At 42.4% G+C, this 24,945-nt stretch carries 22 protein-coding genes, 1 tRNA gene, 1 other RNA gene and 1 pseudogene; 19 read left to right on the forward strand and 6 right to left on the reverse strand.

The window, feature by feature from the left end; genetic code table 11:
- Positions 1–47: 47 nt before the first annotated feature.
- Positions 48–395, forward strand: a transfer-messenger RNA (tmRNA) gene (ssrA, locus tag HMPREF9188_RS10015).
- A 144-nt stretch (positions 396–539) separates the two neighbouring features.
- On the opposite strand, the gene HMPREF9188_RS03990 is transcribed toward ssrA, so the two are convergent.
- Positions 540–627 (reverse strand) — tRNA-Ser (locus HMPREF9188_RS03990).
- Positions 628–788: 161 nt separating this feature from the next.
- Between HMPREF9188_RS03990 and HMPREF9188_RS03995 the strand changes: the two genes are divergently transcribed.
- From HMPREF9188_RS03995 to HMPREF9188_RS04015, 5 genes and pseudogenes are all read left to right on the forward strand, one after another.
- Positions 789–1,529: a DeoR/GlpR family DNA-binding transcription regulator gene (locus HMPREF9188_RS03995; protein ID WP_009729977.1), complete on the forward strand. Its 741-nt coding sequence runs from the start codon at positions 789–791 to the stop codon at positions 1,527–1,529.
- Entirely contained in the window at positions 1,526–2,437 is a 912-nt protein-coding gene (pfkB, locus tag HMPREF9188_RS04000) for a 1-phosphofructokinase (RefSeq protein WP_009729978.1), read from the forward strand. The genes HMPREF9188_RS03995 and pfkB overlap by 4 nt, the downstream gene beginning before the upstream one ends.
- A pseudogene (locus HMPREF9188_RS04005) lies at positions 2,434–4,327 on the forward strand (fructose-specific PTS transporter subunit EIIC). Before pfkB ends, HMPREF9188_RS04005 begins: the two are co-directional and overlap by 4 nt.
- A gap of 160 nt (positions 4,328–4,487) precedes the next feature.
- Positions 4,488–5,276 (forward strand): HEAT repeat domain-containing protein, encoded by a 789-nt coding sequence (locus HMPREF9188_RS04010; protein ID WP_001285303.1) that lies wholly within the window; start codon positions 4,488–4,490, stop codon positions 5,274–5,276.
- Positions 5,277–5,407: 131 nt separating this feature from the next.
- Complete coding sequence (locus HMPREF9188_RS04015) at positions 5,408–7,714, forward strand: DNA translocase FtsK (protein WP_009729981.1); 2,307 nt, start codon at positions 5,408–5,410, stop codon at positions 7,712–7,714.
- A gap of 44 nt (positions 7,715–7,758) precedes the next feature.
- On the opposite strand, the gene HMPREF9188_RS04020 is transcribed toward HMPREF9188_RS04015, so the two are convergent.
- Positions 7,759–8,184 (reverse strand): DUF6556 family protein, encoded by a 426-nt coding sequence (locus HMPREF9188_RS04020; protein ID WP_000073837.1) that lies wholly within the window; start codon positions 8,182–8,184, stop codon positions 7,759–7,761.
- 137 nt (positions 8,185–8,321) lie between these two features.
- Here HMPREF9188_RS04020 and HMPREF9188_RS04025 point away from each other — a divergent pair, with 137 nt between their 5' ends.
- The 9 genes from HMPREF9188_RS04025 (at position 8,322) to HMPREF9188_RS04065 (ending at position 17,296) form a co-directional block, all read left to right on the forward strand.
- Positions 8,322–9,464, forward strand: a complete 1,143-nt coding sequence (locus HMPREF9188_RS04025) for a cysteine desulfurase family protein (RefSeq protein ID WP_000638928.1) — start codon at positions 8,322–8,324, stop codon at positions 9,462–9,464.
- A gap of 8 nt (positions 9,465–9,472) precedes the next feature.
- The gene (gene thiI, locus HMPREF9188_RS04030) at positions 9,473–10,687 is read left to right on the forward strand and encodes a tRNA uracil 4-sulfurtransferase ThiI (RefSeq protein WP_001200069.1); all 1,215 of its coding nucleotides are present in this window, start codon (positions 9,473–9,475) and stop codon (positions 10,685–10,687) included.
- Positions 10,688–10,823: 136 nt separating this feature from the next.
- Positions 10,824–11,648 (forward strand): alpha/beta hydrolase, encoded by an 825-nt coding sequence (locus tag HMPREF9188_RS04035; RefSeq protein ID WP_001016815.1) that lies wholly within the window; start codon positions 10,824–10,826, stop codon positions 11,646–11,648.
- Positions 11,649–11,668: 20 nt separating this feature from the next.
- A complete protein-coding gene (locus HMPREF9188_RS04040; protein WP_000546801.1) occupies positions 11,669–12,409 on the forward strand; it encodes an esterase family protein in 741 nt (246 codons plus the stop codon).
- Between the two features lie 12 nt (positions 12,410–12,421).
- Positions 12,422–13,588: an ATP-grasp domain-containing protein gene (locus HMPREF9188_RS04045; protein WP_001108621.1), complete on the forward strand. Its 1,167-nt coding sequence runs from the start codon at positions 12,422–12,424 to the stop codon at positions 13,586–13,588.
- A 156-nt stretch (positions 13,589–13,744) separates the two neighbouring features.
- On the forward strand, positions 13,745–14,614 hold the full coding sequence (gla, locus tag HMPREF9188_RS04050; protein WP_000348106.1) for an aquaglyceroporin Gla: 870 nt from the start codon (positions 13,745–13,747) through the stop codon (positions 14,612–14,614).
- 110 nt (positions 14,615–14,724) lie between these two features.
- Positions 14,725–15,450, forward strand: coding sequence for a CppA N-terminal domain-containing protein (locus HMPREF9188_RS04055; RefSeq protein WP_009729982.1), 726 nt, complete (start codon positions 14,725–14,727; stop codon positions 15,448–15,450).
- Complete coding sequence (locus tag HMPREF9188_RS04060) at positions 15,447–16,382, forward strand: serine hydrolase domain-containing protein (protein ID WP_009729983.1); 936 nt, start codon at positions 15,447–15,449, stop codon at positions 16,380–16,382. The genes HMPREF9188_RS04055 and HMPREF9188_RS04060 overlap by 4 nt, the downstream gene beginning before the upstream one ends.
- Before the next feature lie 8 nt (positions 16,383–16,390).
- The gene (locus HMPREF9188_RS04065; RefSeq protein WP_009729984.1) at positions 16,391–17,296 is read left to right on the forward strand and encodes a DMT family transporter; all 906 of its coding nucleotides are present in this window, start codon (positions 16,391–16,393) and stop codon (positions 17,294–17,296) included.
- Positions 17,297–17,336: 40 nt separating this feature from the next.
- On the opposite strand, the gene HMPREF9188_RS04070 is transcribed toward HMPREF9188_RS04065, so the two are convergent.
- Positions 17,337–18,620, reverse strand: coding sequence for a uracil-xanthine permease family protein (locus HMPREF9188_RS04070; protein WP_000808282.1), 1,284 nt, complete (start codon positions 18,618–18,620; stop codon positions 17,337–17,339).
- A 239-nt stretch (positions 18,621–18,859) separates the two neighbouring features.
- Positions 18,860–19,573: a 16S rRNA (guanine(527)-N(7))-methyltransferase RsmG gene (rsmG, locus tag HMPREF9188_RS04075; protein ID WP_000801955.1), complete on the reverse strand. Its 714-nt coding sequence runs from the start codon at positions 19,571–19,573 to the stop codon at positions 18,860–18,862.
- Between the two features lie 93 nt (positions 19,574–19,666).
- On the opposite strand from rsmG, the gene HMPREF9188_RS04080 reads away from it, so the two are divergent.
- The gene (locus HMPREF9188_RS04080; protein ID WP_000219838.1) at positions 19,667–20,227 is read left to right on the forward strand and encodes a LemA family protein; all 561 of its coding nucleotides are present in this window, start codon (positions 19,667–19,669) and stop codon (positions 20,225–20,227) included.
- A 1-nt stretch (position 20,228) separates the two neighbouring features.
- On the forward strand, positions 20,229–21,128 hold the full coding sequence (gene htpX / locus HMPREF9188_RS04085; protein WP_000895755.1) for a zinc metalloprotease HtpX: 900 nt from the start codon (positions 20,229–20,231) through the stop codon (positions 21,126–21,128).
- A 45-nt stretch (positions 21,129–21,173) separates the two neighbouring features.
- Here htpX and HMPREF9188_RS04090 read toward each other — a convergent pair whose 3' ends face one another.
- Both HMPREF9188_RS04090 and HMPREF9188_RS04095 read right to left on the reverse strand, forming a co-directional pair.
- On the reverse strand, positions 21,174–22,733 hold the full coding sequence (locus tag HMPREF9188_RS04090; RefSeq protein ID WP_009729985.1) for an ATP-binding cassette domain-containing protein: 1,560 nt from the start codon (positions 22,731–22,733) through the stop codon (positions 21,174–21,176).
- A 436-nt stretch (positions 22,734–23,169) separates the two neighbouring features.
- Positions 23,170–23,499 (reverse strand): hypothetical protein, encoded by a 330-nt coding sequence (locus HMPREF9188_RS04095; protein ID WP_000389550.1) that lies wholly within the window; start codon positions 23,497–23,499, stop codon positions 23,170–23,172.
- A 168-nt stretch (positions 23,500–23,667) separates the two neighbouring features.
- Between HMPREF9188_RS04095 and HMPREF9188_RS04100 the strand changes: the two genes are divergently transcribed.
- Positions 23,668–24,210, forward strand: a complete 543-nt coding sequence (locus HMPREF9188_RS04100) for a YceD family protein (RefSeq protein ID WP_000773196.1) — start codon at positions 23,668–23,670, stop codon at positions 24,208–24,210.
- Entirely contained in the window at positions 24,211–24,840 is a 630-nt protein-coding gene (nth, locus tag HMPREF9188_RS04105; RefSeq protein ID WP_000244435.1) for an endonuclease III, read from the forward strand.
- The last annotated feature ends 105 nt before the right edge of the window (positions 24,841–24,945 follow it).

Below are 24,945 nucleotides of genomic sequence, written 5' to 3' on the forward strand. Positions count from 1 at the left end.
TTTTGCATTTTTTATGAAGATAGGTTATAATGGTTCTATTGTCTTTTGGGGTCGTTACGGATTCGACAGGCATTATGAGGCATATTTTGCAACCCGTGTGGCGACGTAAACGCTCAGTTAAATATAACTGCAAAAAATAACACTTCTTACGCTTTAGCTGCCTAAAAACCAGCAGGCGTGACCTGATTTGGATTGCTCGTGTTCAATGACAGGTCTTATGATTAGCGAGATACGATCAAGCCTTGTCTAGTGGTTTGATAAGAGATTAATAGACTCGCAGTTCCTAGGCTTGAGTTATGTGTCGAGGGACTGTTAAAACAATACATAACCTATGGTTGTAGACAAATATGTTGGCAGATGTTTGGACGTGGGTTCGACTCCCACCGGCTCCATTCTTCTTTCACCAACCTTGGAAAAACGTTGTTAAATCAACGTTTTTTATTTTTTCCTTTGGTATTCCTTGGTATTCTTTTTTTAAAAAGGGATACAAAAAAAGATACAACATTTGTTGTATCTAAAAAAATAATTTTTCTTTTCTACGGAAGACATGGGATTCGAACCCACGCACGCTGTTATACGCCTACCGCGTTTCCAACACGGCCTCTTAAGCCTCTTGAGTAATCTTCCAATACTTACTCAAATAGTCTACCATAATGCCACTTATCTTGCAATAAAAATTTTGGAAATAAGAAAAATGATAGATTTTGAAAGAAAATGATAAAAAATGCTTGACTTTGATAGAAAATGTGTTAGAATGAATAGTGTAAACGATAACAGGAGGTGATTTGGTGTTAAAAACAGAGAGAAAACAACTGATTTTAGAGGAGTTAAATCAACATCATGTAGTTTCTCTAGAAAAATTAGTTAGTTTGCTAGAAACGTCAGAATCAACGGTTCGAAGAGACTTGGATGAGTTGGAAGCGGAAAACAAGCTTCGTCGCGTGCATGGTGGAGCAGAATTGCCCCATTCCTTGCAGGAAGAAGAAACCATTCAAGAAAAATCTGTCAAAAACCTTCAAGAAAAGAAGTTGCTGGCTCAGAAAGCAGCCTCTCTCATCAAGGAACAAGATGTCATCTTTATCGATGCTGGAACAACAACTGCTTTTTTGATTCATGAATTGATCAATAAGAATATTACAGTTGTGACCAACTCCATTCACCATGCGGTTCAGTTGGTTGAAAAACAGATTCCAACTGTCATGGTTGGAGGAAGTGTCAAGATGGCAACAGACGCATGTATCGGTGGAGTTGCTCTTAACCAAATCAATCAATTGCACTTTGACCGTGCCTTTATCGGGATGAATGGTGTAGACGATGGTTATTATACGACTCCTGATATGGAGGAGGGAGCCGTTAAGCGTGCTATTTTAGAGAATGCCAAACAAACCTATGTCTTGGTCGATTCGTCAAAGATTGGTCAAACTTGCTTTGCCAAGGTAGCACCACTTAAACGCGCTATTGTCATCACAAGTCAAGGGCATGAGCTCTTGCAGGCCATTAAGAAGAAAACGGAGGTAATCGAAGTATGATTTATACAGTCACACTCAATCCATCCATTGACTATATCGTTCGCTTGGACCAAGTCCAAGTCGGTAGTGTCAATCGTATGGACAGTGATGATAAGTTTGCTGGTGGAAAAGGAATCAATGTCAGTCGTGTTTTGAAACGCTTGGGTATTCCAAATACAGCGACTGGATTTATCGGAGGCTTTACTGGTAAATTTATCACAGATACTCTGCTAGAGGAAGAAATCGAAACTCGATTTGTTCAAGTGGCAGAAGATACTCGCATCAATGTCAAGATTAAAGCAGACCAAGAAACAGAAATTAACGGAACGGGTCCAACCGTCGAACCAGCTCAGCTAGAAGAATTGAAAGCTATTTTATCTAGTCTGACAGCAGATGATACGGTTGTGTTTGCGGGTTCGAGTGCTAAGAACCTGGGCAATGTTATCTATAAGGATCTGATTGCTTTGACACGCCAGACGGGTGCGCAAGTCGTTTGTGATTTTGAAGGACAGACCTTGATTGATAGTTTGGACTACCAGCCACTTTTGGTCAAACCAAACAATCATGAACTAGGAGCTATCTTTGGAGTGAAACTCGAAAGTTTAGATGAAATCGAGAACTATGCTCGAGAATTGTTGGCTAAAGGTGCTCAAAACGTTATCATCTCTATGGCTGGGGACGGTGCACTTCTTGTCACATCTGAGGGAGCTTACTTCGCAAAACCTATCAAGGGAACAGTCAAAAATTCAGTTGGTGCTGGTGACTCTATGGTTGCTGGATTTACAGGTGAGTTTGTAAAATCTAAAGACGCAGTAGAAGCCTTCAAATGGGGAGTGGCTTGTGGAACGGCAACTACCTTCTCGGATGATTTGGCAACAGCGGAATTTATTAAAGAAACATATGAAAAAGTTGAGGTAGAAAAACGATGAAAATTCAAGACCTATTGAGAAAAGATGTCATGTTGCTGGATTTGCAGGCAACTGAAAAAACAGCTGTCATCGAAGAGATGATTAAAAACTTGGTGGATCACGGTTATGTGACGGATTTTGAAATTTTTAAAGAAGGAATCTTAGCACGTGAAGCTCTCACTTCCACTGGTTTAGGTGACGGAATCGCTATGCCTCACAGCAAGAACTCTGCTGTAAAAGAAGCAACGGTTCTTTTTGCCAAGTCAAACAAGGGTGTTGACTACGAAAGCTTGGATGGGCAACCAACTGACCTCTTCTTCATGATTGCAGCTCCAGAAGGTGCTAATGACACTCACTTGGCAGCCTTGGCAGAATTGTCTCAATACTTGATGAAAGATGGTTTCGCTGACAAACTTCGCCAAGTAACATCTGCAGATCAAGTTATCGAACTATTTAACCAAGCTTCAGAAAAAGCTGAGGAGCCTGTTCAAGCACCTGCTAATGACTCTGGCGACTTTATCGTAGCTGTTACAGCTTGTACGACAGGTATTGCCCACACATACATGGCTCAAGAAGCCCTTCAAAAAGTGGCTGCTGAAATGGGTGTTGGGATCAAGGTTGAAACCAATGGTGCTAGCGGTGTTGGGAACCAATTGACTGCGGAAGACATCCGCAAGGCTAAAGCTGTTATCATCGCAGCAGACAAGGCAGTAGAAATGGATCGTTTTGATGGTAAACCATTGATCAACCGCCCGGTTGCAGACGGTATTCGTAAGACAGAAGAATTGATCAACTTGGCTCTTTCAGGAGATGCTGAAGTTTATCGTGCTGCTAATGGAGCAAAAGCTGCAACGGCATCTAATGAAAAACAAAGCCTCGGTGGTGCTTTCTACAAACACTTGATGAGTGGTGTATCCCAAATGTTGCCATTCGTTATCGGTGGTGGTATCATGATTGCCCTCGCCTTCTTAATCGACGGAGCTTTTGGTGTACCACAAGATAGTCTTGGTAATCTCGGATCCTACCATGAGCTAGCTTCCATGTTCATGAAAATCGGTGGCGCTGCCTTTGGCTTGATGCTCCCAGTCTTTGCAGGATATGTTGCCTACTCTATCGCTGAAAAACCTGGTTTGGTCGCTGGTTTTGTGGCTGGTGCTATTGCCAAAGAAGGTTTTGCCTTTGGTAAAATTCCTTATGCTGCAGGTGGTGAAGCAACTTCAACTCTTGCAGGTGTCTCATCTGGTTTCCTAGGTGCCCTTGTTGGTGGATTTATCGCAGGTGCTTTAGTTCTTGCCACTTCTTGGAACTATTTTGACAGGATTTGTCATGCTGGCTGTCAACATTCCAATGGCAGCAATCAACACTGCTATGAATGACTTCCTTGGCGGACTTGGAGGAGGCTCAGCGGTCCTTCTCGGTATCGTTCTTGGTGGTATGATGGCTGTCGACATGGGTGGACCTGTCAATAAAGCAGCCTATGTCTTTGGTACAGGTACGCTTGCAGCGACTGTTTCTTCAGGCGGTTCTGTAGCCATGGCAGCAGTTATGGCTGGAGGAATGGTGCCTCCACTTGCAATCTTTGTCGCAACTCTTCTTTTCAAAGACAAATTTAGCAAAGAAGAACGCAACTCTGGTTTGACAAACATCATCATGGGCTTGTCATTCATCACTGAGGGAGCGATTCCTTTTGGTGCCGCTGACCCAGCTCGTGCGATTCCAAGCTTCATCCTTGGTTCTGCAGTAGCAGGAGGACTTGTTGGTCTTGCAGGAATCAAACTCATGGCGCCACACGGAGGAATCTTCGTTATCGCCCTAACTTCAAATGCCCTTCTTTACCTTGCCTCTGTCTTGGTAGGCGCAATTGTAAGTGGTGTGGTTTATGGTTACCTTCGTAAACCATTAGAAAAATAATCACAAATACTCAAATGACTGAACACGAAAGTGGGCAGTCATTTTTTGATGATGGAGTTAGGGAGAACGGTCTTCAAAGTGATATAATAGAGGTAAATCTTAGAGAATTTAAATGATAGAATGCTGAAGTTCTACAAATATCTTAGAGGAGATAAGTGTCATGAGTGATTCTAGAAAAGAAGGAATCGACAAACTAGAAAAGGAACAGTTCGGTCGCAAAAGTCTTACAAAAGAAGCGTTACAAGGAACCTATGCCAGCTTGGTGGAGGAAGATTTTCCTGATTCTAAACGAATTCATTTTATAGCTGATTTAGGTAGGAGCCCAGAAATTGCCTTTCATTTTGAACTCATTTGCAACGATTGGGAGGAAGGAACTGACCTAAATTTTGAAGCAAGTTTTGACCAGCATGGGCAGGAGGGAATAGACTATCTTTTGGAAACTCTCAATCAAGAGGAAGATGAGAGTCAACGCATTTTGATTGTTTATTTCCTAGCGAAAATCCTTTCCAAAGTAAGACATAGAGATTTTTATGCATCTTCTTGCAAGCAAGTACTTCCTGTTCTAATCTCTCTTTTACCTAGTTCAGAAGCTTCGAATCGTAGAAAGCTAATCATTGCCCTAGGTTGGATTGGTTCAATAAGTGAGATAGAAATCTTAGGGCAACATCTCTTGACTGACCAAGATGCACTTTGTCGTGCCTGGTCTGCCAGTAGTTTGATGCAATTATCTTTTCATCAAGTTGAAAAAGAAGTCTTGATGGAGAAAACGAAGGATTTGTTTCGAGAGGCGATTCCAGAAGAAAAGGACTTTCGGGCTTGTGCTCTGATGATAGAAGCAGCTCAAGTTTTATTTGGGAAAAAATGGATTCCTACATCTGCTGTAGAGAAGTTGGAAATCGAGAAGATTGAGAAGGCAAGAAAATCAGCAATTAGATTTTTGAAGAAGTAGTGAGACAAGGTTGTTGAAAAATCATATAGAATAGAAAATTCAGAAATATCAACGAAAGATGATTGTGTCTAGTAGATGCAGTCATTTTTTTGATTTCTCTAGATGTTTCTGAAATATGGTATAATAGAAGCATGGCAAACAAAAATACAAGTAAAACAAGACGGAGACCGTCTAAAGCAGAACTCGAAAGAAAACAGGCTATCCAGAGGATGTTGATTTCCTTAGGAATTGCCTTATTGTTGATTATTGCAGCTTTCAAGCTTGGTGCTGCGGGTATCACCCTTTATAATCTCATTCGACTGTTAGTCGGAAGTTTAGCTTATGTGGCTATAGGTGCCCTCCTCATTTACCTTTTTCTATTTAAATGGATCCGTAAGCAAGAAGGACTTCTGTCAGGATTTCTCTGTATCTTCGCTGGCTTACTCTTAATTTTTGAGGCTTATCTTGTCTGGAAATTTGGTTTAGAGCAGGCAGTTCTAAAAGGGACCTTGTCTCAAGTTATGACGGACCTGACTGGCATGCGGGTGACTAGTTTTGCTGGTGGAGGCCTGCTTGGTGTCGGACTTTATATCCCCATTGCCTTTCTTTTCTCCAATATCGGATCGTACTTTATTGGGGTTCTCTTTATTTTAGTTGGGATTCTCCTGATTAGTCCTTGGTCTATTTATGATGTTGCAGCCTTTATTGGAGCGCAGTTCAGATCATTCATGGAAAAACAGGAACAGAGAAAACAAGAACGTTTCATCAAGAGAGAAGAAGAGAAGGCACGTCAAGAAGCTGAAGAAGCAGCAAGAATTCAGAGAGAACAAGAAGAACAGGATGCGCTACCACTTCCTCCTGTAGATCCTGAAACTGGAGAAATCTTATCAGAAGTACCAGTCTACGATCTCCCCCCAATTCCTGAGGAAGAATGGATTGAACCGGAGATTATCCTTCCTCAAGCTGATTTTGAAGTTCCAGATGTGGAAGAAGACTTTGAGGATGAAGAGGTGCAGGTTGATTTTTCTGCCAAAGAAGCCCTTGAATACAAACTGCCAAGCTTGCAACTCTTTGCGCCAGATAAACCCAAAGATCAGTCCAAGGAAAAGAAGATTGTTCGAGAAAATATCAAAATCCTAGAAGAAACCTTTGCTAGCTTTGGTATCAAGGTGACGGTAGAACGGGCTGAAATTGGACCATCAGTTACCAAGTATGAAGTCAAACCAGCAGTCGGTGTACGGGTTAACCGCATTTCTAATCTAGCAGACGACTTAGCGCTGGCTCTGGCAGCCAAGGATGTTCGGATTGAGGCTCCTATCCCTGGTAAATCCTTAGTCGGAATTGAAGTACCTAACTCTGAAATTGCGACTGTATCTTTCCGCGAACTCTGGGAACAGTCTCAGACTAAACCAGAAAATCTCCTCGAAATCCCTCTGGGTAAGGCTGTCAATGGAACGGCTCGAACCTTTGATCTTTCCAAGATGCCCCACCTACTTGTTGCAGGTTCAACGGGATCAGGGAAGTCAGTCGCAGTTAATGGTATTATCGCTAGCATTCTTATGAAAGCAAGACCCGACCAGGTCAAGTTTATGATGGTCGATCCTAAGATGGTTGAGTTATCGGTTTACAATGACATTCCTCACCTCTTGATTCCAGTTGTGACTAATCCACGCAAGGCCAGCAAGGCTCTGCAAAAGGTTGTGGATGAGATGGAAAACCGTTATGAACTCTTCGCTAAGGTTGGTGTACGAAATATCGCTGGTTACAATGCCAAGGTCGAGGAATTCAATGTCCAGTCTGAGTACAAACAAGTACCACTGCCTTTGATTGTTGTCATTGTGGATGAGTTGGCAGACCTCATGATGGTGGCTAGCAAGGAAGTAGAAGACGCCATCATTCGTCTCGGACAGAAGGCGCGTGCCGCAGGAATTCACATGATTCTCGCAACGCAACGTCCATCAGTCGATGTCATTTCTGGTCTCATCAAGGCCAATGTCCCATCTCGTGTGGCTTTTGCAGTTTCATCGGGCACAGATTCACGAACCATCTTGGATGAGAATGGAGCAGAAAAACTGCTTGGTCGAGGAGACATGCTCTTTAAACCAATCGATGAAAATCACCCAGTCCGTCTGCAAGGATCCTTTATCTCGGATGATGATGTTGAACGCATCGTAAACTTCATCAAGGCTCAGGCGGATGCGGACTACGATGAGAGTTTTGACCCAGGTGAGGTTTCTGAAAATGAAGGAGAATTTTCAGATGGTGAAGCTGGTGGCGATCCGCTTTTTGAAGAAGCTAAGGCTCTGGTTATCGAGACGCAGAAAGCCAGTGCTTCGATGATTCAGCGTCGTTTGTCGGTTGGATTTAACCGTGCGACCCGCCTTATGGAAGAACTCGAAATGGCGGGTGTTATCGGTCCAGCTGAAGGAACCAAACCACGAAAAGTATTGCAACAATAAAAAAATAGCTTCTTTCCAAAGCTGGAAGGAAGCTATTTTAGTGGTTATTGATTGCTTTTGTTTTCGGAACTAGTCGTTTTGGACGAGTTTCCACTATCAGTTGTTTCTTTTGTTGAGGAAGGTGTTGAAGAATCCTGAGTTGTTGTTTTCTTCTCTTCTTTTTGCTCTTCCTTCTTATTGGATTGAGGAGTTTCTTCCTGCGGGGTATTTTCTTTAGTAGAAGTGTTGTCCTTGTTAGGTGTAGTATTTTCCTGAGGGGATTCCTTTTGAATCTCCTTGACAACAGTTGTTTGAGTTGTCGTTGGTTCTTTTTTGTTGTTTTTGTTATTATCCATAGCGTTCATGATGGTAATAGTAGCGGTAATTAGGCCAAGGATACTACCGATGGTAGCAATCGTTTTTTGAAAGACAGTAAATCCCTTTTTGATGTGTTCTGTTTTTGGTTTTGAAGTTCTATGATAGTTAGACATGATACTCTCCTTTTATTATGATTTATTATACCTCATTTCTTTAAAAAAATCTTAAAAAAAGAGGAATTGCCCTTTCTTGTCGCAAGCTTCGTTTCATGATACAATAGAAGAAGTGATTTTAGAAAGCGTGAGAAAACATGATCTACTTTGATAATTCGGCAACGACCAAGCCTTATCCTGAAGCTCTAGAAACCTATATGCAGGTCGCTTCAAAAATTGTAGGAAATCCATCCAGTCTCCATCGTTTGGGAGACCAGGCGACACGAATTTTAGATGCTTCCCGTCAGCAAATTGCAGATTTGATTGGTAAGAAGGGTGATGAAATCTTCTTTACCTCTGGTGGAACAGAAGGAGATAACTGGGTCATCAAAGGTGTGGCCTTTGAAAAAGCCCAGTTTGGCAAGCACATCATCGTATCAGCCATTGAACATCCAGCAGTTAAGGAATCAGCCCTCTGGCTGAAAAGTCAAGGTTTTGAGGTGGATTTTGCTCCAGTTGATGAGAAAGGGTTTGTGGATGTTGAGGCTCTAGGAGCTTTGATACGACCTGACACGACCCTCGTCTCCATTATGGCAGTAAACAATGAAATTGGGTCTGTTCAGCCTATTGAGGCTATCTCAGAACTGTTGGCAGACAAGCCAACTATTTCCTTCCACGTTGATGCAGTTCAGGCACTCGCTAAGATTCCGACTGAAAAATATCTGACAGATCGAGTGGATTTTGCGACCTTTTCGAGTCATAAGTTTCATGGTGTCAGAGGTGTTGGCTTTGTCTATATCAAGTCTGGTAAGAAAATTACGCCTCTGTTGACTGGTGGTGGTCAGGAGCGAGACTATCGTTCGACAACTGAAAATGTGGCAGGGATTGCAGCGACAGCCAAGGCCCTCCGTTTGTCTATGGAAAAGTTAGATATCTTTACTAATAAGACAGGGCAGATGAAATCAGTCATTCGCCAAGCGCTTTTGGACTATCCAGATATTTTTATCTTTTCAGCTGAGAAAGACTTCGCCCCTCATATCCTGACTTTTGGAATCAAAGGTGTTCGTGGTGAAGTCAGCGTTCACGCATTTGAAGACTATGATATTTTCATCTCCACAACCTCGGCTTGTTCATCCAAGGCTGGAAAACCTGCGGGGACCTTGATTGCCATGGGAGTGGACAAAGATAAGGCCCAGTCAGCTGTGCGTCTTAGTCTAGACCTTGAAAATGATATGAGTCAGGTCGAACAGTTTTTGACCAAGTTAAAATTAATTTACAATCAAACTAGAAAAGTAAGATAGGAGCATTCATGCAATATTCAGAAATTATGATTCGCTACGGAGAATTGTCAACTAAGGGTAAAAACCGTATGCGTTTTATCAATAAACTTCGCAATAATATTTCAGACGTTTTGTCTATCTATCCCCAAGTTAAGGTAACGGCAGATCGCGACCGTGCTCATGCTTACCTCAATGGAGCTGATTACACAGCAGTAGCAGAATCACTCAAACAAGTTTTTGGGATTCAAAATTTCTCCCCTGTATACAAGGTCGAAAAATCTGTAGAAGTTCTGAAGTCTTCTGTTCAAGAGATTATTAAAGATATCTACAAGGAAGGCATGACTTTCAAAATCTCTAGCAAGCGTAGCGACCACAACTTTGAACTCGACAGTCGTGAACTCAACCAAACACTTGGTGGAGCAGTATTCGAAGCTATTCCAAATGTCCAAGCTCAAATGAAAAATCCGGACATCAATCTTCAGGTGGAGATTCGTGAGGAAGCAGCTTATCTTTCCTATGAGACTATTCGAGGAGCAGGTGGTTTGCCAGTGGGTACTTCTGGTAAGGGTGTGCTCATGTTGTCAGGAGGGATTGACTCGCCTGTAGCAGGTTATCTATCCCTTAAACGTGGAGTAGATATTGAGGCCGTTCACTTTGCCAGCCCACCTTACACGAGTCCAGGTGCTCTCAAAAAAGCCCAAGATTTGACCCGTAAATTGACCAAGTTTGGTGGCAATATCCAGTTTATCGAAGTGCCTTTCACAGAGATTCAAGAGGAAATCAAGGCAAAGGCGCCAGAAGCCTATCTTATGACCTTGACACGTCGTTTTATGATGCGCATTACTGACCGTATCCGTGAGGTACGAAATGGTTTAATTATCATTAATGGGGAAAGTCTTGGCCAAGTAGCTAGCCAAACTTTGGAAAGCATGCAGACTATCAACGCTGTGACCAGCACTCCAATTATTCGTCCCGTGGTTACGATGGACAAGTTGGAAATCATTGACATTGCGCAGGAAATCGATACCTTTGAAATTTCAATCCAGCCGTTTGAGGACTGCTGTACTATTTTTGCGCCTGACCGTCCTAAGACAAATCCTAAGATAGAGAATGCAGAGCAGTATGAAAAACGGATGGATGTCGAAGGTTTGGTTGAGCGAGCAGTGGCAGGGATTATGATTACTGAAATCACTCCCCAGGTTGAAAAAGATGCTGTCGATGAGTTAATTGACAATCTCCTCTAATCAGAAAATCCAGAAGAATTTAGAATATTAAATGAAAAAAGTTAGTTATTTATCCTTAAAATGGACAATTACTGACTTTTTTTCTATTTTTATGGTATAATGAGATAAAATTTTGAATATAGAGAGTTTTCTGACAATGAATCATTCCTACTTTTACTTAAAAATGAAAGAACACAAACTCAAGGTTCCTTATACAGGAAAAGAGCGTCGTGTGCGTGTTCTCCTGCCAAAGGATTATGAGAAAGATACAGACCGTTTTTACCCTGTTGTTTACTTTCATGATGGGCAAAATGTCTTTTACAGCAAGGAATCTTATATCGGGCACTCTTGGAAGATTATTCCGGCTATTAAGAGAAATCCTGACATCAGTCGCATGATTGTTGTAGCCATCGACAATGATGGTATGGGACGGATGAATGAGTACGCAGCTTGGAAGTTTCAAGAATCTCCTATTCCGGGCCAGCAGTTTGGCGGTAAGGGTGTGGAGTATGCTGAGTTTGTCATGGAAGTGGTCAAGCCTTTTATCGATGAAACCTATCGTACCAAAGCTGATCGCCAGCATACTGCTATGATTGGTTCGTCTCTAGGAGGCAATATTACCCAGTTTATCGGACTGGAATACCAAGACCGAATTGGTTGTCTAGGAGTCTTTTCATCTGCCAACTGGCTCCACCAAGAAGCCTTTAACCGCTACATCGAGCGTAAGAAATTGTCGCCTGAACAGCGCATTTTCATTTATGTAGGAACAGAAGAAGCAGACGATACGGACAAGACCTTGATGGCTGGCAATATCAAGCAAGCCTATATCGACTCGTCGCTTCGCTATTACCATGATTTAATTGCAGGTGGAGTACACTTGGGTAATCTTGTCTTGAAAGTTCAGTCTGGTGCCATCCATAGTGAGATTCCATGGTCGGAAAATTTACCAGACTGTCTCCGATTTTTTGCAGAGAAATGGTAAGTTAAGAAAGGAGAAAGCCAATGCATATTGAAAACCTCAGCCACTGGAGTGGTCACCTCAACCGTGAAATGTACCTCAACCGTTATGGACACGCTGGGATTCCAGTTGTTGTCTTTGCTTCATCGGGTGGGAGCCATAATGAATACTATGATTTTGGCATGATTGATGCCTGTGCTTCCTTTATCGAAGAAGGCCGTGTTCAGTTCTTTACTCTCTCCAGCGTTGATAGTGAGAGCTGGTTGGCTACTTGGAAAAATGGTCATGACCAGGCGGAGATGCATCGCGCTTACGAACGCTATGTGATTGAGGAAGCCATTCCTTTTATCAAGCACAAGACAGGTTGGTTTGACGGTATGATGACGACGGGTTGCTCGATGGGGGCCTACCATGCACTCAATTTCTTCCTCCAGCATCCAGATGTCTTTACCAAGGTGATTGCTCTCAGCGGTGTTTACGACGCGCGTTTCTTTGTCGGCGATTACTACAATGACGATGCCATCTATCAAAACTCGCCTGTAGACTATATCTGGAATCAGAATGACGGATGGTTTATCGATCGTTACCGTCAGGCGGAGATTGTCGTCTGTACGGGCCTCGGTGCCTGGGAACAAGACGGTCTACCATCTTTCTACAAGCTCAAAGAAGCCTTTGACAAGAAACAAATCCCTGCCTGGTTTGCTGAGTGGGGACATGATGTTGCCCATGACTGGGATTGGTGGCGTAAACAAATGCCTTATTTCCTTGGTCACATGAATCTATAAAAGGAGTTGCCTATGAATTATCTTGTTATTTCACCCTACTATCCACAAAACTTTCAACAGTTTACCATCGAGCTAGCTAATAAAGGCATCACCGTTTTGGGAATTGGTCAGGAGCCTTACGAACAATTAGATGAACCTTTGCGCAATAGCCTAACCGAGTATTTCCGTGTGGACAATCTTGAGAACATAGACGAAGTCAAACGTGCAGTTGCCTTTCTTTTCTACAAGCACGGTCCTATCGACCGCATCGAGTCCCACAATGAATACTGGCTTGAGCTGGACGCAACACTCAGAGAACAATTCAATGTCTTTGGTGTCAAACCAGAGGATCTCAAAAAGACTAAGTTTAAGTCTGAAATGAAAAAACATTTCCAAAAGGCAGGAGTACCTGTTGTTCCGGGAGCAGTGATTAAAACAGAGACCGATGTAGCTCAGGCTGTGGAGGAGATCGGTTTACCATTGATTGCCAAACCAGACAACGGTGTGGGAGCAGCAGCAACCTTTAAGCTTGAGACAGAAGAAGATGTAAATCACTTCAAGGCTGAATGGGACCATTCAACCGTTTATTTCTTTGAAAAATTTGTCACTTCTAGCGAAATCTGTACCTTTGACGGACTAGTGGACAAGGACGGTAAGATTGTCTTTTCAACGACTTTTGACTACGCCCATACACCACTGGATCTCATGCTTTACAAGATGGATAATGCCTATTATGTTCTCAAGGATATGGATCCAAAATTGCGTAAGTATGGTGAAGCCATTGTCAAGGAATTTGGCATGAAGGAGCGTTTTTTCCATATCGAATTCTTCCGTGAGGGAGATGACTATATCGCTATTGAGTATAATAACCGTCCGGCAGGTGGTTTTACCATTGATGTTTACAATTATGCCCACTCTTTTGACCTCTACCGAGGTTATGCGGCTATCGTAGCAGGAGAGCCATTCCCTGGTTCATATTTTGAACCCCTCTATTGCTTGGCGACTGCTCGGCGTTTAAGTTCTCATTATGTATACTCAGAAGAGGAGTTACTAGCTAAATACCAAGGAGGTTTTAAGGCTAAGAAAATCATGCCAGCAGCCTTTGCAGAGTTACAAGGAGATATCCTCTATATGTTGACAACTCCAAGTCGTGAGGAGCTGGATCAGATGTTAGCAGACTTTGGTCAACGTCAAGAGTAAGGAATAGGATGAAAGGAGTTTGACTTCTTTTGTCCTTTTCTTAAAGATAAGTTAAATAAAGCGTTTTCCAGAGATTCTTTTAGAAAATCGGTTGCTAAAAGGCCTAAAAATTGATAGAATAAGGATTGTCTAAAAAAATTAAGGAGAATCTATCAAATGGATTTTACATGGGCTATTAAATATGCCACTGAATTTTTGGGAACTGCCATTCTGATCATTCTTGGTAATGGTGCAGTTGCTAACGTTGAACTTAAAGGTACGAAAGGTCACCAAAGTGGCTGGCTCGTTATCGCGGTTGGTTACGGTATGGGGGTTATGATCCCAGCCTTGATGTTCGGTAATGTATCTGGGAACCACATCAACCCAGCCTTCACACTTGGACTTGCTGTGAGTGGACTTTTCCCTTGGGGACAAGTACCATATTATATCCTTGCGCAAGTTTTAGGAGCGATTTTTGGTCAAGCTATGGTTGTTGCAACTCACCGTCCTTACTACTTGAAAACAGAGAATTCTAATAACATTTTGGGTACTTTCTCAACGATTTCAAATGTTGATCACGGTACAAAAGAATCACGTTTCGCAGCAAGTGTAAATGGTTTTATCAATGAGTTTGTCGGTTCGTTTGTTCTGTTCTTTGCAGCCCTAGGAATGACTAAAAACTTTTTTGGTGCGGAAGTAATGCAATACATGAAGCAAATGGCAACGCAGGCTAATCAAACAGTTGACTTTTCTGAATTAGCTATTAAGGCTCAAATAGCACCACACACAGCAGCAGGTCTTTCAGTTGCTCATTTAGGACTTGGTTTCCTAGTAATGGCCTTGGTAACTTCACTCGGTGGACCTACTGGTCCTGGTTTGAACCCAGCTCGTGACTTTGGACCACGTCTTCTTCACGAACTCCTTCCAAAATCAGTTCTTGGTCAACACAAGGGTGATTCAAAATGGTGGTATGCATGGGTTCCAGTTGTAGCTCCAATTGCAGCGGGTATTGCAGCAGTAGCACTATTCAAACTACTTTACCTATAAGAAACGAAACTGGGGTATCCCAGTTTTTTTGTTATAAAATTTTTAAATAAAATAGATATGGCTTGTAAAATATTCGAAAATCCTTTAAAATAAAAGAGTTGGAGGAATTTATGAATGTGAATGAGATTGTTCGGATCGTTCCGACTTTGAAAGTTAATAATCGAAAATTAAATGAAAAATTTTACATTGAAACCCTGGGGATGAAACCTTTGCTGGAAGAGTCTGCCTTTATTTCTCTAGGTGATCAGACAGCTACGGAGAGATTGATTTTAGAAGAGTCTCCAAGCATGCGAACACGCAGAGTTGAAGGACTTAAGAAGCTAGCTAGACTCTTGATAAAGGTTGAAAATCCTTCTGAAATCGAGGCCCTTCTTTCTCAAATGAAGTCTCTTCCTCGTCTATTTAAAGGAAAACGTGGGTATGCTTTTGAGATTGTTTCTCCTGAAGAGGATGTGATCCTTGTTCATGCAGAAAATGATATAAGAGATCTGGTACCACTGGAAACCGCTCCTGAATTTTATTCAAATACAAGTATAAAATACGTGAGCCAATTTGAGGTTTCTATGGAGTTGCGTTTGCCTGAGGGGACAGAGAGTTTACTTGATCCCGAAGGAGTAGCGCCAGCAATCACCTTTACTAAAGGGCAAGGAGCAGATTTGGCTGTTGAAAACAATGTCACTTGGGATTTGACGATGTTGAAATTTTTAGTAAGAAATTTTGATTTAACCAGTCTTCGTCAGAAATTTGAAAAGACAGGCTACTTTGTCCCTAAGTCTGAAAAATTCTTCCTTGGTAAAGATACCAATAACATTGAATTGTGGTTTGAAGAAGCATGAAGTGGGAAAAAATTCTAAGAAAAATAGAAAATCAAATCGAGGCAGGGATTTATCCCGGGGCCTCTTTTGCGTATTATAAGGATGGTGAATGGAAAGAGTCTTATCTGGGATTGAGTGATCCAGAACGGGGCTTGAAGACAGAGGCCGGCTTGGTTTATGATCTGGCTAGTGTGAGTAAGGTCGTGGGAGTGGGGACGGTTTTGACCTTCTTGTGGCAGCAGGGCACATTCGATATTGAGCGACCGGTAACGGATTTTTTACCGGAGTGTGATTATCCTGATATCACTATACGGCAGCTTCTGACCCATGCCACAGACTTGGACCCCTTTATTCCCAATCGAGACAAGTTAAGGGCAGAGGAATTAAGAGAAGCCATGTTTCACCTCAACAGACGAAATCAGCCAGCCTTCCTATACTCGGACGTTCACTTTTTACTCTTGGGCTTTCTTTTGGAAAAAATCTTTAACCAAGACTTGGATCAGATTATAGAAGAACAAGTTTTGGAACCATGGGGAATGACGGGAACCAAGTTTGGCCCCGTTGAGCAAGCTGTCCCAACAGTGAGAGGGGTGGAGGCCGGAATCATTCATGATCCCAAAGCTCGTCTATTAGGGAAACACGCTGGAAGTGCTGGTTTGTTTTCGACTGTTAAGGATTTGCAGATCTTTCTGGAACATTACTTGAAAGATGATTTTGCTGCAGAATTGAGCCGAAATTTTTCTCCTTTAGATGATAAGGAGCGGTCTCTATCATGGAATCTGGAAGGAGCTTGGCTCGACCATACGGGTTATACAGGTACCTTCATTATGTGGAATCGGGAGAAGCAGGAAGCGGCTATCTTTCTATCCAATCGAACGTATGAGAAGGATGAGCGTGCCCAGTGGATAGTCGATCGAAACCAAGTGATGGAAATGATTCGTCAAGAGGAGTAGGAAGAAGTATGTCAAAAACCGTAAAAGGAACTCTGTATACAGTAGTGGCAGGGATTGCTTGGGGCTTGTCTGGAACCAGTGGCCAATACCTAATGGCACACGGGATTTCGGCTCTGGTCTTGACCGACTTGCGTCTTTTAATCGCCGGGGGGGTACTCATGGTCTTGGCTTATTCTACTGGAAAGGATAAAACGCTGGCCTTTTTAAAGGATAGAAAGAGTCTGCTGTCTCTTCTTATTTTTGCTCTGATTGGTCTTTTTCTCAACCAATTTGCCTATCTGTCTGCTATTCAGGAGACCAATGCAGGAACGGCGACGGTGCTTCAGTATGTTTGTCCTGTCGGGGTTTTGATTTATAGCTGCATCAAGGATAAGGTGGCGCCGACTCTGGCAGAGATTATTTCAATTGGTTTAGCAATTGGAGGAACTTTTCTTATTGCAACGCATGGGGAACTTGACCAGTTGTCGGTCACACCTGCTGGTCTTTTCTGGGGCCTCTTTTCAGCCTTGACCTATGCCCTCTATATTATCCTCCCTATTGCTTTGATTAAGAAGTGGGGAAGCATGTTGGTGATTGGTGCGGGAATGGTCATAGCAGGTTTGGTCGCCCTTCCTTTTACAGGTGTTCTACAGACTGCTATCCCAACAAGTTTGGATTTCCTCCTTGCGTTTGCGGGCATTATCCTTATTGGGACAGTCTTTTCCTATACAGCCTTCTTAAAAGGAGCTAGTCTATTAGGGCCAGTTAAGTCCAGTTTATTGGCTTCCATAGAGCCCATATCAGCTGTTTTCTTTGCCTTTCTAATTATGAAGGAGCAATTCTATGCGATTGATTTTGTCGGTATGGCCATGATTTTGCTTGCAGTGACTATCATTTCTTTGAAAGATTTACTGCTGGAAAGTAAGCATAAATAAAAAATCCACTCAACTGAGTGGATTTTATGTATCTAAATGATTAGTCTTTATTTTCGTGTGGCAAAATCAAGTTCAAGATGATTCCTGTCATGGCTGATAGAGCAGTACCTGAAAGTGTAACTGGGCCAAGTTTGAGGATAGCCCCACCAAGTCCAAGTACCAACATGGCACTTGCGATGATGAGGTTACGCATTTGACTGAAGTCAACGCGTTCTTTAATCAAAACTTTTAGACCGTTGCTGGCGATAACTCCGTAGAGAAGGATGGACATGCCACCAAGCACAGCATTTGGAATGGTTGAAATCAAGGCAGTGAATTTACCTAGGAAGCTAAGAGCAATCGCGATGAAGGCTGCGTTACGGATAACAGAGACAGAAGCGATACGAGTCATCCCGATAACTCCAGTATTTTCTCCGTAGGTCGTATTAGCTGGTCCACCTAGGAAGGCAGAAACAGAGGTTGCGATACCGTCACCAAGAAGAGTACGGTGAAGACCTGGTTCTTTCAAGAATTGACGGCCACAGATTTGGCTCAAGACTGTGTGGTCTCCAATGTGTTCAGAGATGGTTACGATAGCGATTGGCAAGATAGCGATTGTTTCAGGTCCAAAGTACAAGTTGTACTCTTTAAAGGCACCACCCGTGCTAAATGGCAAGTAGAAACCAGGAATTTCAAACCAATTGGCTTGAAGGACTGGGGTAAAGTCAACCAAACCAAGCATCATAGCGAAGATGTACCCACCGATGATGGCAAAGAGGAAAGGAATGATACGAAGGAAACCTTTTCCTTTTGTATTGATAAAGGCCGCAATCAAGAACGTAACAACGGCTACAAGGGCGTTTTTCCAGTTTCCGTCTGCTACAAGTCCAGCATTCGTTACAGCAGAACCAGCAAGACCAAGACCGATAACGATAATCATAGGTCCGATAATGATTGGGGGCAAGAGTTTATCAATCCATTTCGTACCTGCAAAACGAACACTTGCTGCTACAAGGACATAGACCAAACCAGTCAAGATTACCCCCGTTTGAGCAGCAGATACATCGCCCCCCATTTCTTTCATGGCTAAAGACATAGCCGTGATAAAGGCGAATGAAGAACCTAGGTAAACTGGAACCTTAAAGCCAGTAGAAATCATGTAGATAAGTGTTCCAATACCGGACGCAAAGAGAGCAACCGATACGGGCATTCCCAAAATTAAGGGAACGAGAATGGTTGCGCCAAACATGGCAAATACGTGCTGGAAGCTTAGAAGAATACCTTTACCAGCAGAAGGACGTTGATCAACGTCTAGTAACAAGTCAACAGTTGATTCCTGTTTCATAAAAACCTCACTTTTGGGCACCAAAAAAGAGCCCATTATTTTGCAGCAATAGGCCCTCAGAGTAAGACTTTTTAAAAAATAGCTATCTTTTAAAAATTTATATAAATCTGCGCCTTCGTCACCTCACAGGATGACATTAAAAACCTTTGCTTGTGATAGTATAGCAGAAAAAAATGATTTTGTAAATCATTTTTTCCCGAGCCCGGAAATGCGAGAGCGAGGTTGATTTTGTAAATTCTTTAAAGTGGGCGTTTGTTGGGCATGCCAGCCTTTCTTGGGTACTTGTTAGGTGTTTCCTTTTTCTTTTCGACGACAGTGATGTAGCGCGGATCTCCATTTGGTAGGGCGTAGCTGAGATTGTCTTCGACCTTGCTGAAGAGGAGGTTGAGGGCATTCTTGGCTTCTAGCAATTCCTCAGGAGCATTGCTGGCCTTGAGTGCCAATAGTTTGCCGCCAACTTTAAGATAGGGAATGGTCAGCTCAGACAAAACCTGCATACGGGCAACCGCACGAGCCGTCACCACATCAAACTGGGCACGGAAGTTCTTATCTTGGGCAAAGTTTTCTGCCCGTCCATGGTAGAAGTGAACACCGTCCAAATCCAGCTCCTGAGCCAATAGTTGGAGGAAGTTGATGCGCTTATTTAGCGAATCAATGATGGTTACATCTAACTGAGGATAGAGGATTTTCATAGGAAGGCTGGGAAATCCTGCCCCTGCTCCGATATCAAGAAGTTTGATAGTTTCATTTGAAATCAAGCCTTGTAGGATGGGTGCAATCGAATCATAAAAGTGTTTGAGATAAACTTCTTCTTTGTCTGTAATAGCGGTCAGGTTAATCTTTTCATTCCACTCGACCAAGAGCTCAAAATACCGTTCAAATTGGTTCTTTTGCTGGTCCGAAAGTGGAAGATTTTGCTCAGCTAGTAGGCTGTAAAATGTTTCTGGTTTCATAGTAGTTTCCTTCTCTAGTATCATCTTATTTTACCATATTCGTTAAAATTTTGATATACTGGTAGTAATCTAAAAGCAGAAAGGAATAAGATTATGACTTGGATTATTCTTGGAGTTTTGGCTCTGATTGTTATTTTTGTGATTGTTAGCTATAACGGTTTGGTTAAAAATCGTATGCAGACCAAGGAGGCTTGGAGCCAGATCGATGTTCAGTTGAAGCGTCGTAATGATCTCCTCCCAAACTTGATTGAAACAGTCAAAGGCTATGCGAAATATGAAGGTTCTACCTTGGAAAAAGTGACAGAACTTCGTAGACAAGTAGCCGCAGCAACTTCACCGGCAGAAGCTATGAAGGCCAGTGATGCCCTTACCCGCCAGATTTCTGGTATCTTTGCAGTAGCAGAGAATTACCCAGACTTGAAAGCTAGTGCTAATTTTATCAAATTGCAAGAAGAGTTGACCAATACAGAAAATAAAATTTCATATTCACGCCAACTCTACAACAGTGTTGTCAGCAACTACAATGTAAAACTTGAAAGCTTCCCAAGTAACATCATCGCAGGGCTATTTGGCTTTAAAGCTGCAGACTTCCTTCAAACACCTGAAGAGGAAAAGGCAGTTCCTAAAGTTGACTTTAGCGGTTTAGGTGACTAAGATGTTGTTTGATCAAATTGCGAGCAATAAACGAAAAACTTGGATTTTGTTGCTGGTTTTCTTCCTACTCTTAGCCTTGGTTGGTTATGCGGTTGGCTATCTCTTCATGCGCTCAGGTCTTGGGGGCATGATTATTGCCTTGATTATTGGTCTTATCTACGCTCTGACCATGATCTTTCAATCGACAGAGATTGTCATGTCTATGAATGGGGCGCGTGAGGTTGATGAGCAAACAGCCCCAGACCTCTACCATGTAGTAGAAGATATGGCCATGGTCGCTCAGATTCCCATGCCACGTGTTTTCATCATTGAGGATTCTTCTTTAAATGCCTTTGCAACAGGTTCGAATCCGCAGAATGCAGCTGTCGCAGCCACTTCGGGCCTTCTGGCTATCATGAATCGCGAGGAACTGGAAGCTGTTATGGGGCATGAGGTCAGTCATATCCGAAACTACGATATCCGCATTTCGACCATTGCTGTTGCCCTTGCCAGTGCTATTACCCTTCTGTCTAGTATGGCAGGACGGATGATGTGGTGGGGTGGCGCAGGTCGCAGACGGAGTGATAATGATCGCGATGGAAATGGTTTGGAGATTATCATGCTTGTTATCTCTCTCTTAGCCATTGTTCTAGCACCTCTCGCGGCAACTTTGGTGCAACTTGCAATTTCCCGTCAGAGGGAATTTCTGGCGGATGCATCCAGTGTGGAGCTGACTCGCAATCCTCAAGGGATGATCAATGCACTGCGCAAGTTGGAGAATAGCGAGCCAATGCATCACCATGTTGATGATGCCAGCAGCGCTCTTTATATCAATGATCCCAAGAAAGGTGGGGGACTTCAAAAACTCTTTTATACCCACCCACCTATCTCAGAACGAATCGAACGCTTGAAACACATGTAAAAAAAATCCAGAGAGATTTCTCTGGATTTTTGCTATGTTCAAAAATTATAAATCTTGTAAAGCGACGACTTCCAAACCATTTTCTGTCAAACGATAGATACTCGTACAGACCTCTTTTAAGAAGCGTCTGTCATGCGAAACAGTGATCAGACCGCCTAGATAGGAGGCAAATAGTTTTCTGATTTCGGGTTGAGAAGTGGGAGAAAAATTACGTGTAGGCTCATCCAGAAGGAGAAAGTTTGGTTTGCGCAACACTAAATCCAAAAGTAGGAGTTTACCTTGTTGCCCGCCAGATAGGGAGCGGATTTGGTGGTGCATCTCTGGATAGTTGAAATTGAGACTGGCTAGGTGAGATTGGATTTTCTGTAGTTCCTCTTTTTGTCCAGTTTGGCTGAGATAGGCTACTGGAGATAGATCCAATTGTAGTTTTTTATGGTAATCTTGTGGCATAAAACTAAGTGAAATCTCTCTTTTGGCGCTGAGCAGTTGTTGCAACTTGGCTAACAGAGTTGATTTCCCAACACCATTTGGCCCGATGATACCGATTTTATCTTGGCCACGGACTGTTAGTCGTAACTCCTGAGCTAAAATGCGCTTGCCAATGGACAAATTTTCTTTTTCCAGTTGGACTAAGACTTTAGAAGCCGCTAATGGTTGGATGCCTGAAAAGAAAAGTTGGATTTGTTCCTCTCCAAGTGGCTTTTGGATCATGGACTGAGCTTCCTTTTCAAAGCGTTTTTCTTGAGAGAGAACAGTTTTCATCTTTTTAGCCAATAGGCGACCGGCAGTACTGTCTTTGGTTGATCGAAGTGCAGTTTCTACATTTTGCTTAACTCGGCGATGTTTTTCCATGGTTTTGTCATAGGCTCTCTGGTCGTTAGCAGCTTGCTGACTTTGTCTGGCAAAATTAGCCTTTCTCTGCTCACTATAGCGATCATAGTCTAAATGCTCGACTAGCGTTTCCGCTTCTTTCCGATGCTTGACCAGTCGCAAGTGGACGATAGTATCAGCCGTTTGAGAAAGAAAGTCTTCATCATGGGAAATGAAAATAACTGTTTGCTTCATCTTCTGTATCTTCCTTTTTAGCCAATCAACCGTCTCAAGGTCTAGGTCATTTGAAGGTTCATCTAAAAATAGAATCTCAAAGGGTTTGGCTAACTCGTGGATGAGCTGAATTTTCAAAGCTTCGCCCCCCGAGAGGCTACCAATTTCTTGGTCGCTAGCAAAACGGTCGCTATCAAAGTGCAACTCATCCGCCAAACGATAAAGAATACTGTAGTCTAAATCAGCAGAATCCAAAAAGAAGTAGTCGTGTAGAGTCCTATTTTTCAGGATTTCAGGGAGTTTTTGAGGAATGTAGGCCAGTGATTGAAGATCAGACTGAATGTCGCCCTTGATAGTAAAATCAGGTAATGCTTCCCCCATTAAAGCTCGTAGTAAAGTCGATTTGCCATTTCCTTCTTCACCAATAATAGCAACCTTTTCCCCGTCTTGGATAGTCATGGTTAGGTCAGATACAAGATCTCGTAGATCTTTGTTTTGCGTGATGGTTAGATGATTGATTTTTATCATATTGTTACCCTTTCTAGAATGTCGATAGTGCATAACAAAAAGCTCTACTTTACCTAGTAGAGCCCAAAGTCACTGTCAAAACTCTATTATCCTCGTTGAAAAACTCGTCAAACTAGCTTGGAGTTGCCTAACCCAACCCAAGAGGAGAATAGCTTTCTAGTTTTTTGAATTTCAATGAGGACAAGATACTAGAAAATCTAGTATAAAAAGAGCACACAAAAAGAGACAAAAACAAGATCTACTAAATAAAGATTCTTTATTTGATAGACTTAGCTGTTCATGTCTCCCTTACCTCCGAGTATTAGTACCTCTATCCTATACTTTTCAGGAAATTTTGTCAATAGAAAACAGGAAATTCTAGTTTTTATACTCAATGAAAATCAAAGGGCAAACTAGGAAGCGATCCGAAGGCTATACTTGAGTACGGCAAGGCGAAGATGACGTGGTTTGAAGAGATTTTCGAAGAGTATCAGAATCCAAAAACAGGTCCATAGAGAGTCAGTACGTGTTTGACATGCTGGTAATGGAACTTGTCATAGTTGCGCCAAGCAGCACGAGCTTGATCGTTTAGTTTTAGGTTCCCTAGTCCAATCAGAAGACTGGTACGTTGGTAAAATTTCTCGAGGTCGATTAAGATACTGTTGTCCAGCTTTTCTGCTTTTTTTAGTTCCTTAAGAGTAGTGTTCAGTAGCTCTTGCAGTCGAAGATCATCGGCTGTTCCTTGTTTACAGCTTTGGTAGCTTTTATTTAACTCGGAAAGGAGTTGGTAAGCTTCAGTGATGAGTGCTTTGTCTTCCATATGAGCATCCTCCTTGCTCTGATGTATTCTTGCCTATAGTATAGCACTAAATAGAAAATATGTCATAGTAAATATGTTAAAAAATGAGGTTTTAATATCAAAGTTTGGAAAGCTGATTTATAGCCTTTTCATGGTATAATCAAGTGAGTACATCTTTATGGAGGAAATATGAAGTTAAATATTCAAGAAATTCGTAAGCAACCTGAAGGCCTGCATTTTGAACAAGCTTTAGACCTTGCCGCAGAGCTGCGTGCACGTAATCAAGAAATTTTAGATGTCAAAGATATCCTTGCTGTTGGGAAGGTGCAGTACGAAGACCGTCTGTATTTCTTAGACTATCAGTTGTCTTATACTATTGTTCTAGCTTCAAGTCGCAGTATGGAGCCAGTTGAGTTAGTTGAATCTTATCCAGTAACGGAAGTTTTCATGGAAGGAGCGACCAACCAACTGGACCAGGAAGTTCTAGACGATGACTTAGTTTTGCCTATCGAAAATGGGGAAATCGACCTTGCTGAGAGCGTAGCAGATAATATCTTGCTCAATATTCCAATCAAGGTCTTGACGGCAGAAGAAGAGGCTGGCCAAGGTTTTGTGTCAGGGAATGACTGGCAAATCATGACTGAGGAAGAATACCAGGCCCAACAAGCAGTCAAGAAAGAAGAAAATAGTCCTTTTGCAGGTTTACAAGGACTATTTAATGGAGACGAGTAGATGGTTTTATCCAAGAAACGTGCTCGTCATGTCATAGAGGAAATTATTGCCCTTTTTCCAGATGCTAAGCCTAGTCTTGATTTTACCAATCATTTTGAACTCTTGGTTGCAGTGATGTTGTCAGCCCAGACCACAGATGCCGCAGTAAATAAGGCCACACCAGGCCTCTTTGCAGCCTTTCCAACGCCTCAAGCCATGTCTGTCGCGACTGAAAGTGAAATTGCCTCACATATTTCCCGTCTAGGACTGTATCGAAATAAGGCTAAATTTCTTAAAAAATGTGCCCAACAGTTACTAGACGATTTTGATGGTCAAGTGCCTCAGACTAGAGAGGAATTAGAAAGTCTAGCTGGTGTTGGTCGTAAAACAGCAAATGTAGTACTGAGTGTGGGGTTTGGAATTCCTGCTTTTGCAGTGGACACCCATGTGGAGCGTATCTGTAAGCATCACGATATCGTTAAAAAATCAGCAACGCCACTTGAAGTAGAAAAACGTGTCATGGACGTCCTGCCACCAGAAGAGTGGTTAGCAGCCCACCAGGCCATGATTTACTTTGGACGAGCTATCTGTCATCCCAAAAATCCAGAATGTGACCACTATCCCCAATTATATGATTTTAGTAATGTTTAAGGGGGGCTCTGAAAAAGTTTTTGCTTGATTTTAAGGGTGCTTTGTGCTATAGTAAATGATAACTAAATAGTCCTTTAAACCTGTCCCGTGAGGCAGGCAAGGAGC

Source organism: Streptococcus sp. F0441 (assembly GCF_000314775.2).
In the GTDB taxonomy this organism is placed as follows: Bacteria; Bacillota; Bacilli; order Lactobacillales; family Streptococcaceae; genus Streptococcus.

Excerpts from the sequence above, each read along its gene's own strand:
- htpX (WP_000895755.1), top strand. The coding sequence starts at position 20,229 with ATGTTGTTTGATCAAATTGCGAGCAATAAACGAAAAACTTGGATTTTG.
- HMPREF9188_RS04065 (WP_009729984.1), top strand. The coding sequence starts at position 16,391 with ATGTCAAAAACCGTAAAAGGAACTCTGTATACAGTAGTGGCAGGGATT.
- HMPREF9188_RS04035 (WP_001016815.1), top strand. The coding sequence starts at position 10,824 with ATGAATCATTCCTACTTTTACTTAAAAATGAAAGAACACAAACTCAAG.
- HMPREF9188_RS04015 (WP_009729981.1), top strand. The coding sequence starts at position 5,408 with ATGGCAAACAAAAATACAAGTAAAACAAGACGGAGACCGTCTAAAGCA.
- HMPREF9188_RS04025 (WP_000638928.1), top strand. The coding sequence starts at position 8,322 with ATGATCTACTTTGATAATTCGGCAACGACCAAGCCTTATCCTGAAGCT.
- HMPREF9188_RS04090 (WP_009729985.1), bottom strand. The coding sequence starts at position 22,733 with ATGCACTATCGACATTCTAGAAAGGGTAACAATATGATAAAAATCAAT.
- HMPREF9188_RS04045 (WP_001108621.1), top strand. The coding sequence starts at position 12,422 with ATGAATTATCTTGTTATTTCACCCTACTATCCACAAAACTTTCAACAG.
- HMPREF9188_RS04020 (WP_000073837.1), bottom strand. The coding sequence starts at position 8,184 with ATGTCTAACTATCATAGAACTTCAAAACCAAAAACAGAACACATCAAA.
- HMPREF9188_RS04070 (WP_000808282.1), bottom strand. The coding sequence starts at position 18,620 with ATGAAACAGGAATCAACTGTTGACTTGTTACTAGACGTTGATCAACGT.
- pfkB (WP_009729978.1), top strand. The coding sequence starts at position 1,526 with ATGATTTATACAGTCACACTCAATCCATCCATTGACTATATCGTTCGC.
- gla (WP_000348106.1), top strand. The coding sequence starts at position 13,745 with ATGGATTTTACATGGGCTATTAAATATGCCACTGAATTTTTGGGAACT.
- HMPREF9188_RS04095 (WP_000389550.1), bottom strand. The coding sequence starts at position 23,499 with ATGGAAGACAAAGCACTCATCACTGAAGCTTACCAACTCCTTTCCGAG.
- HMPREF9188_RS04055 (WP_009729982.1), top strand. The coding sequence starts at position 14,725 with ATGAATGTGAATGAGATTGTTCGGATCGTTCCGACTTTGAAAGTTAAT.
- HMPREF9188_RS04040 (WP_000546801.1), top strand. The coding sequence starts at position 11,669 with ATGCATATTGAAAACCTCAGCCACTGGAGTGGTCACCTCAACCGTGAA.
- HMPREF9188_RS04010 (WP_001285303.1), top strand. The coding sequence starts at position 4,488 with ATGAGTGATTCTAGAAAAGAAGGAATCGACAAACTAGAAAAGGAACAG.
- HMPREF9188_RS04080 (WP_000219838.1), top strand. The coding sequence starts at position 19,667 with ATGACTTGGATTATTCTTGGAGTTTTGGCTCTGATTGTTATTTTTGTG.
- thiI (WP_001200069.1), top strand. The coding sequence starts at position 9,473 with ATGCAATATTCAGAAATTATGATTCGCTACGGAGAATTGTCAACTAAG.
- HMPREF9188_RS04100 (WP_000773196.1), top strand. The coding sequence starts at position 23,668 with ATGAAGTTAAATATTCAAGAAATTCGTAAGCAACCTGAAGGCCTGCAT.
- rsmG (WP_000801955.1), bottom strand. The coding sequence starts at position 19,573 with ATGAAACCAGAAACATTTTACAGCCTACTAGCTGAGCAAAATCTTCCA.
- nth (WP_000244435.1), top strand. The coding sequence starts at position 24,211 with ATGGTTTTATCCAAGAAACGTGCTCGTCATGTCATAGAGGAAATTATT.
- HMPREF9188_RS04060 (WP_009729983.1), top strand. The coding sequence starts at position 15,447 with ATGAAGTGGGAAAAAATTCTAAGAAAAATAGAAAATCAAATCGAGGCA.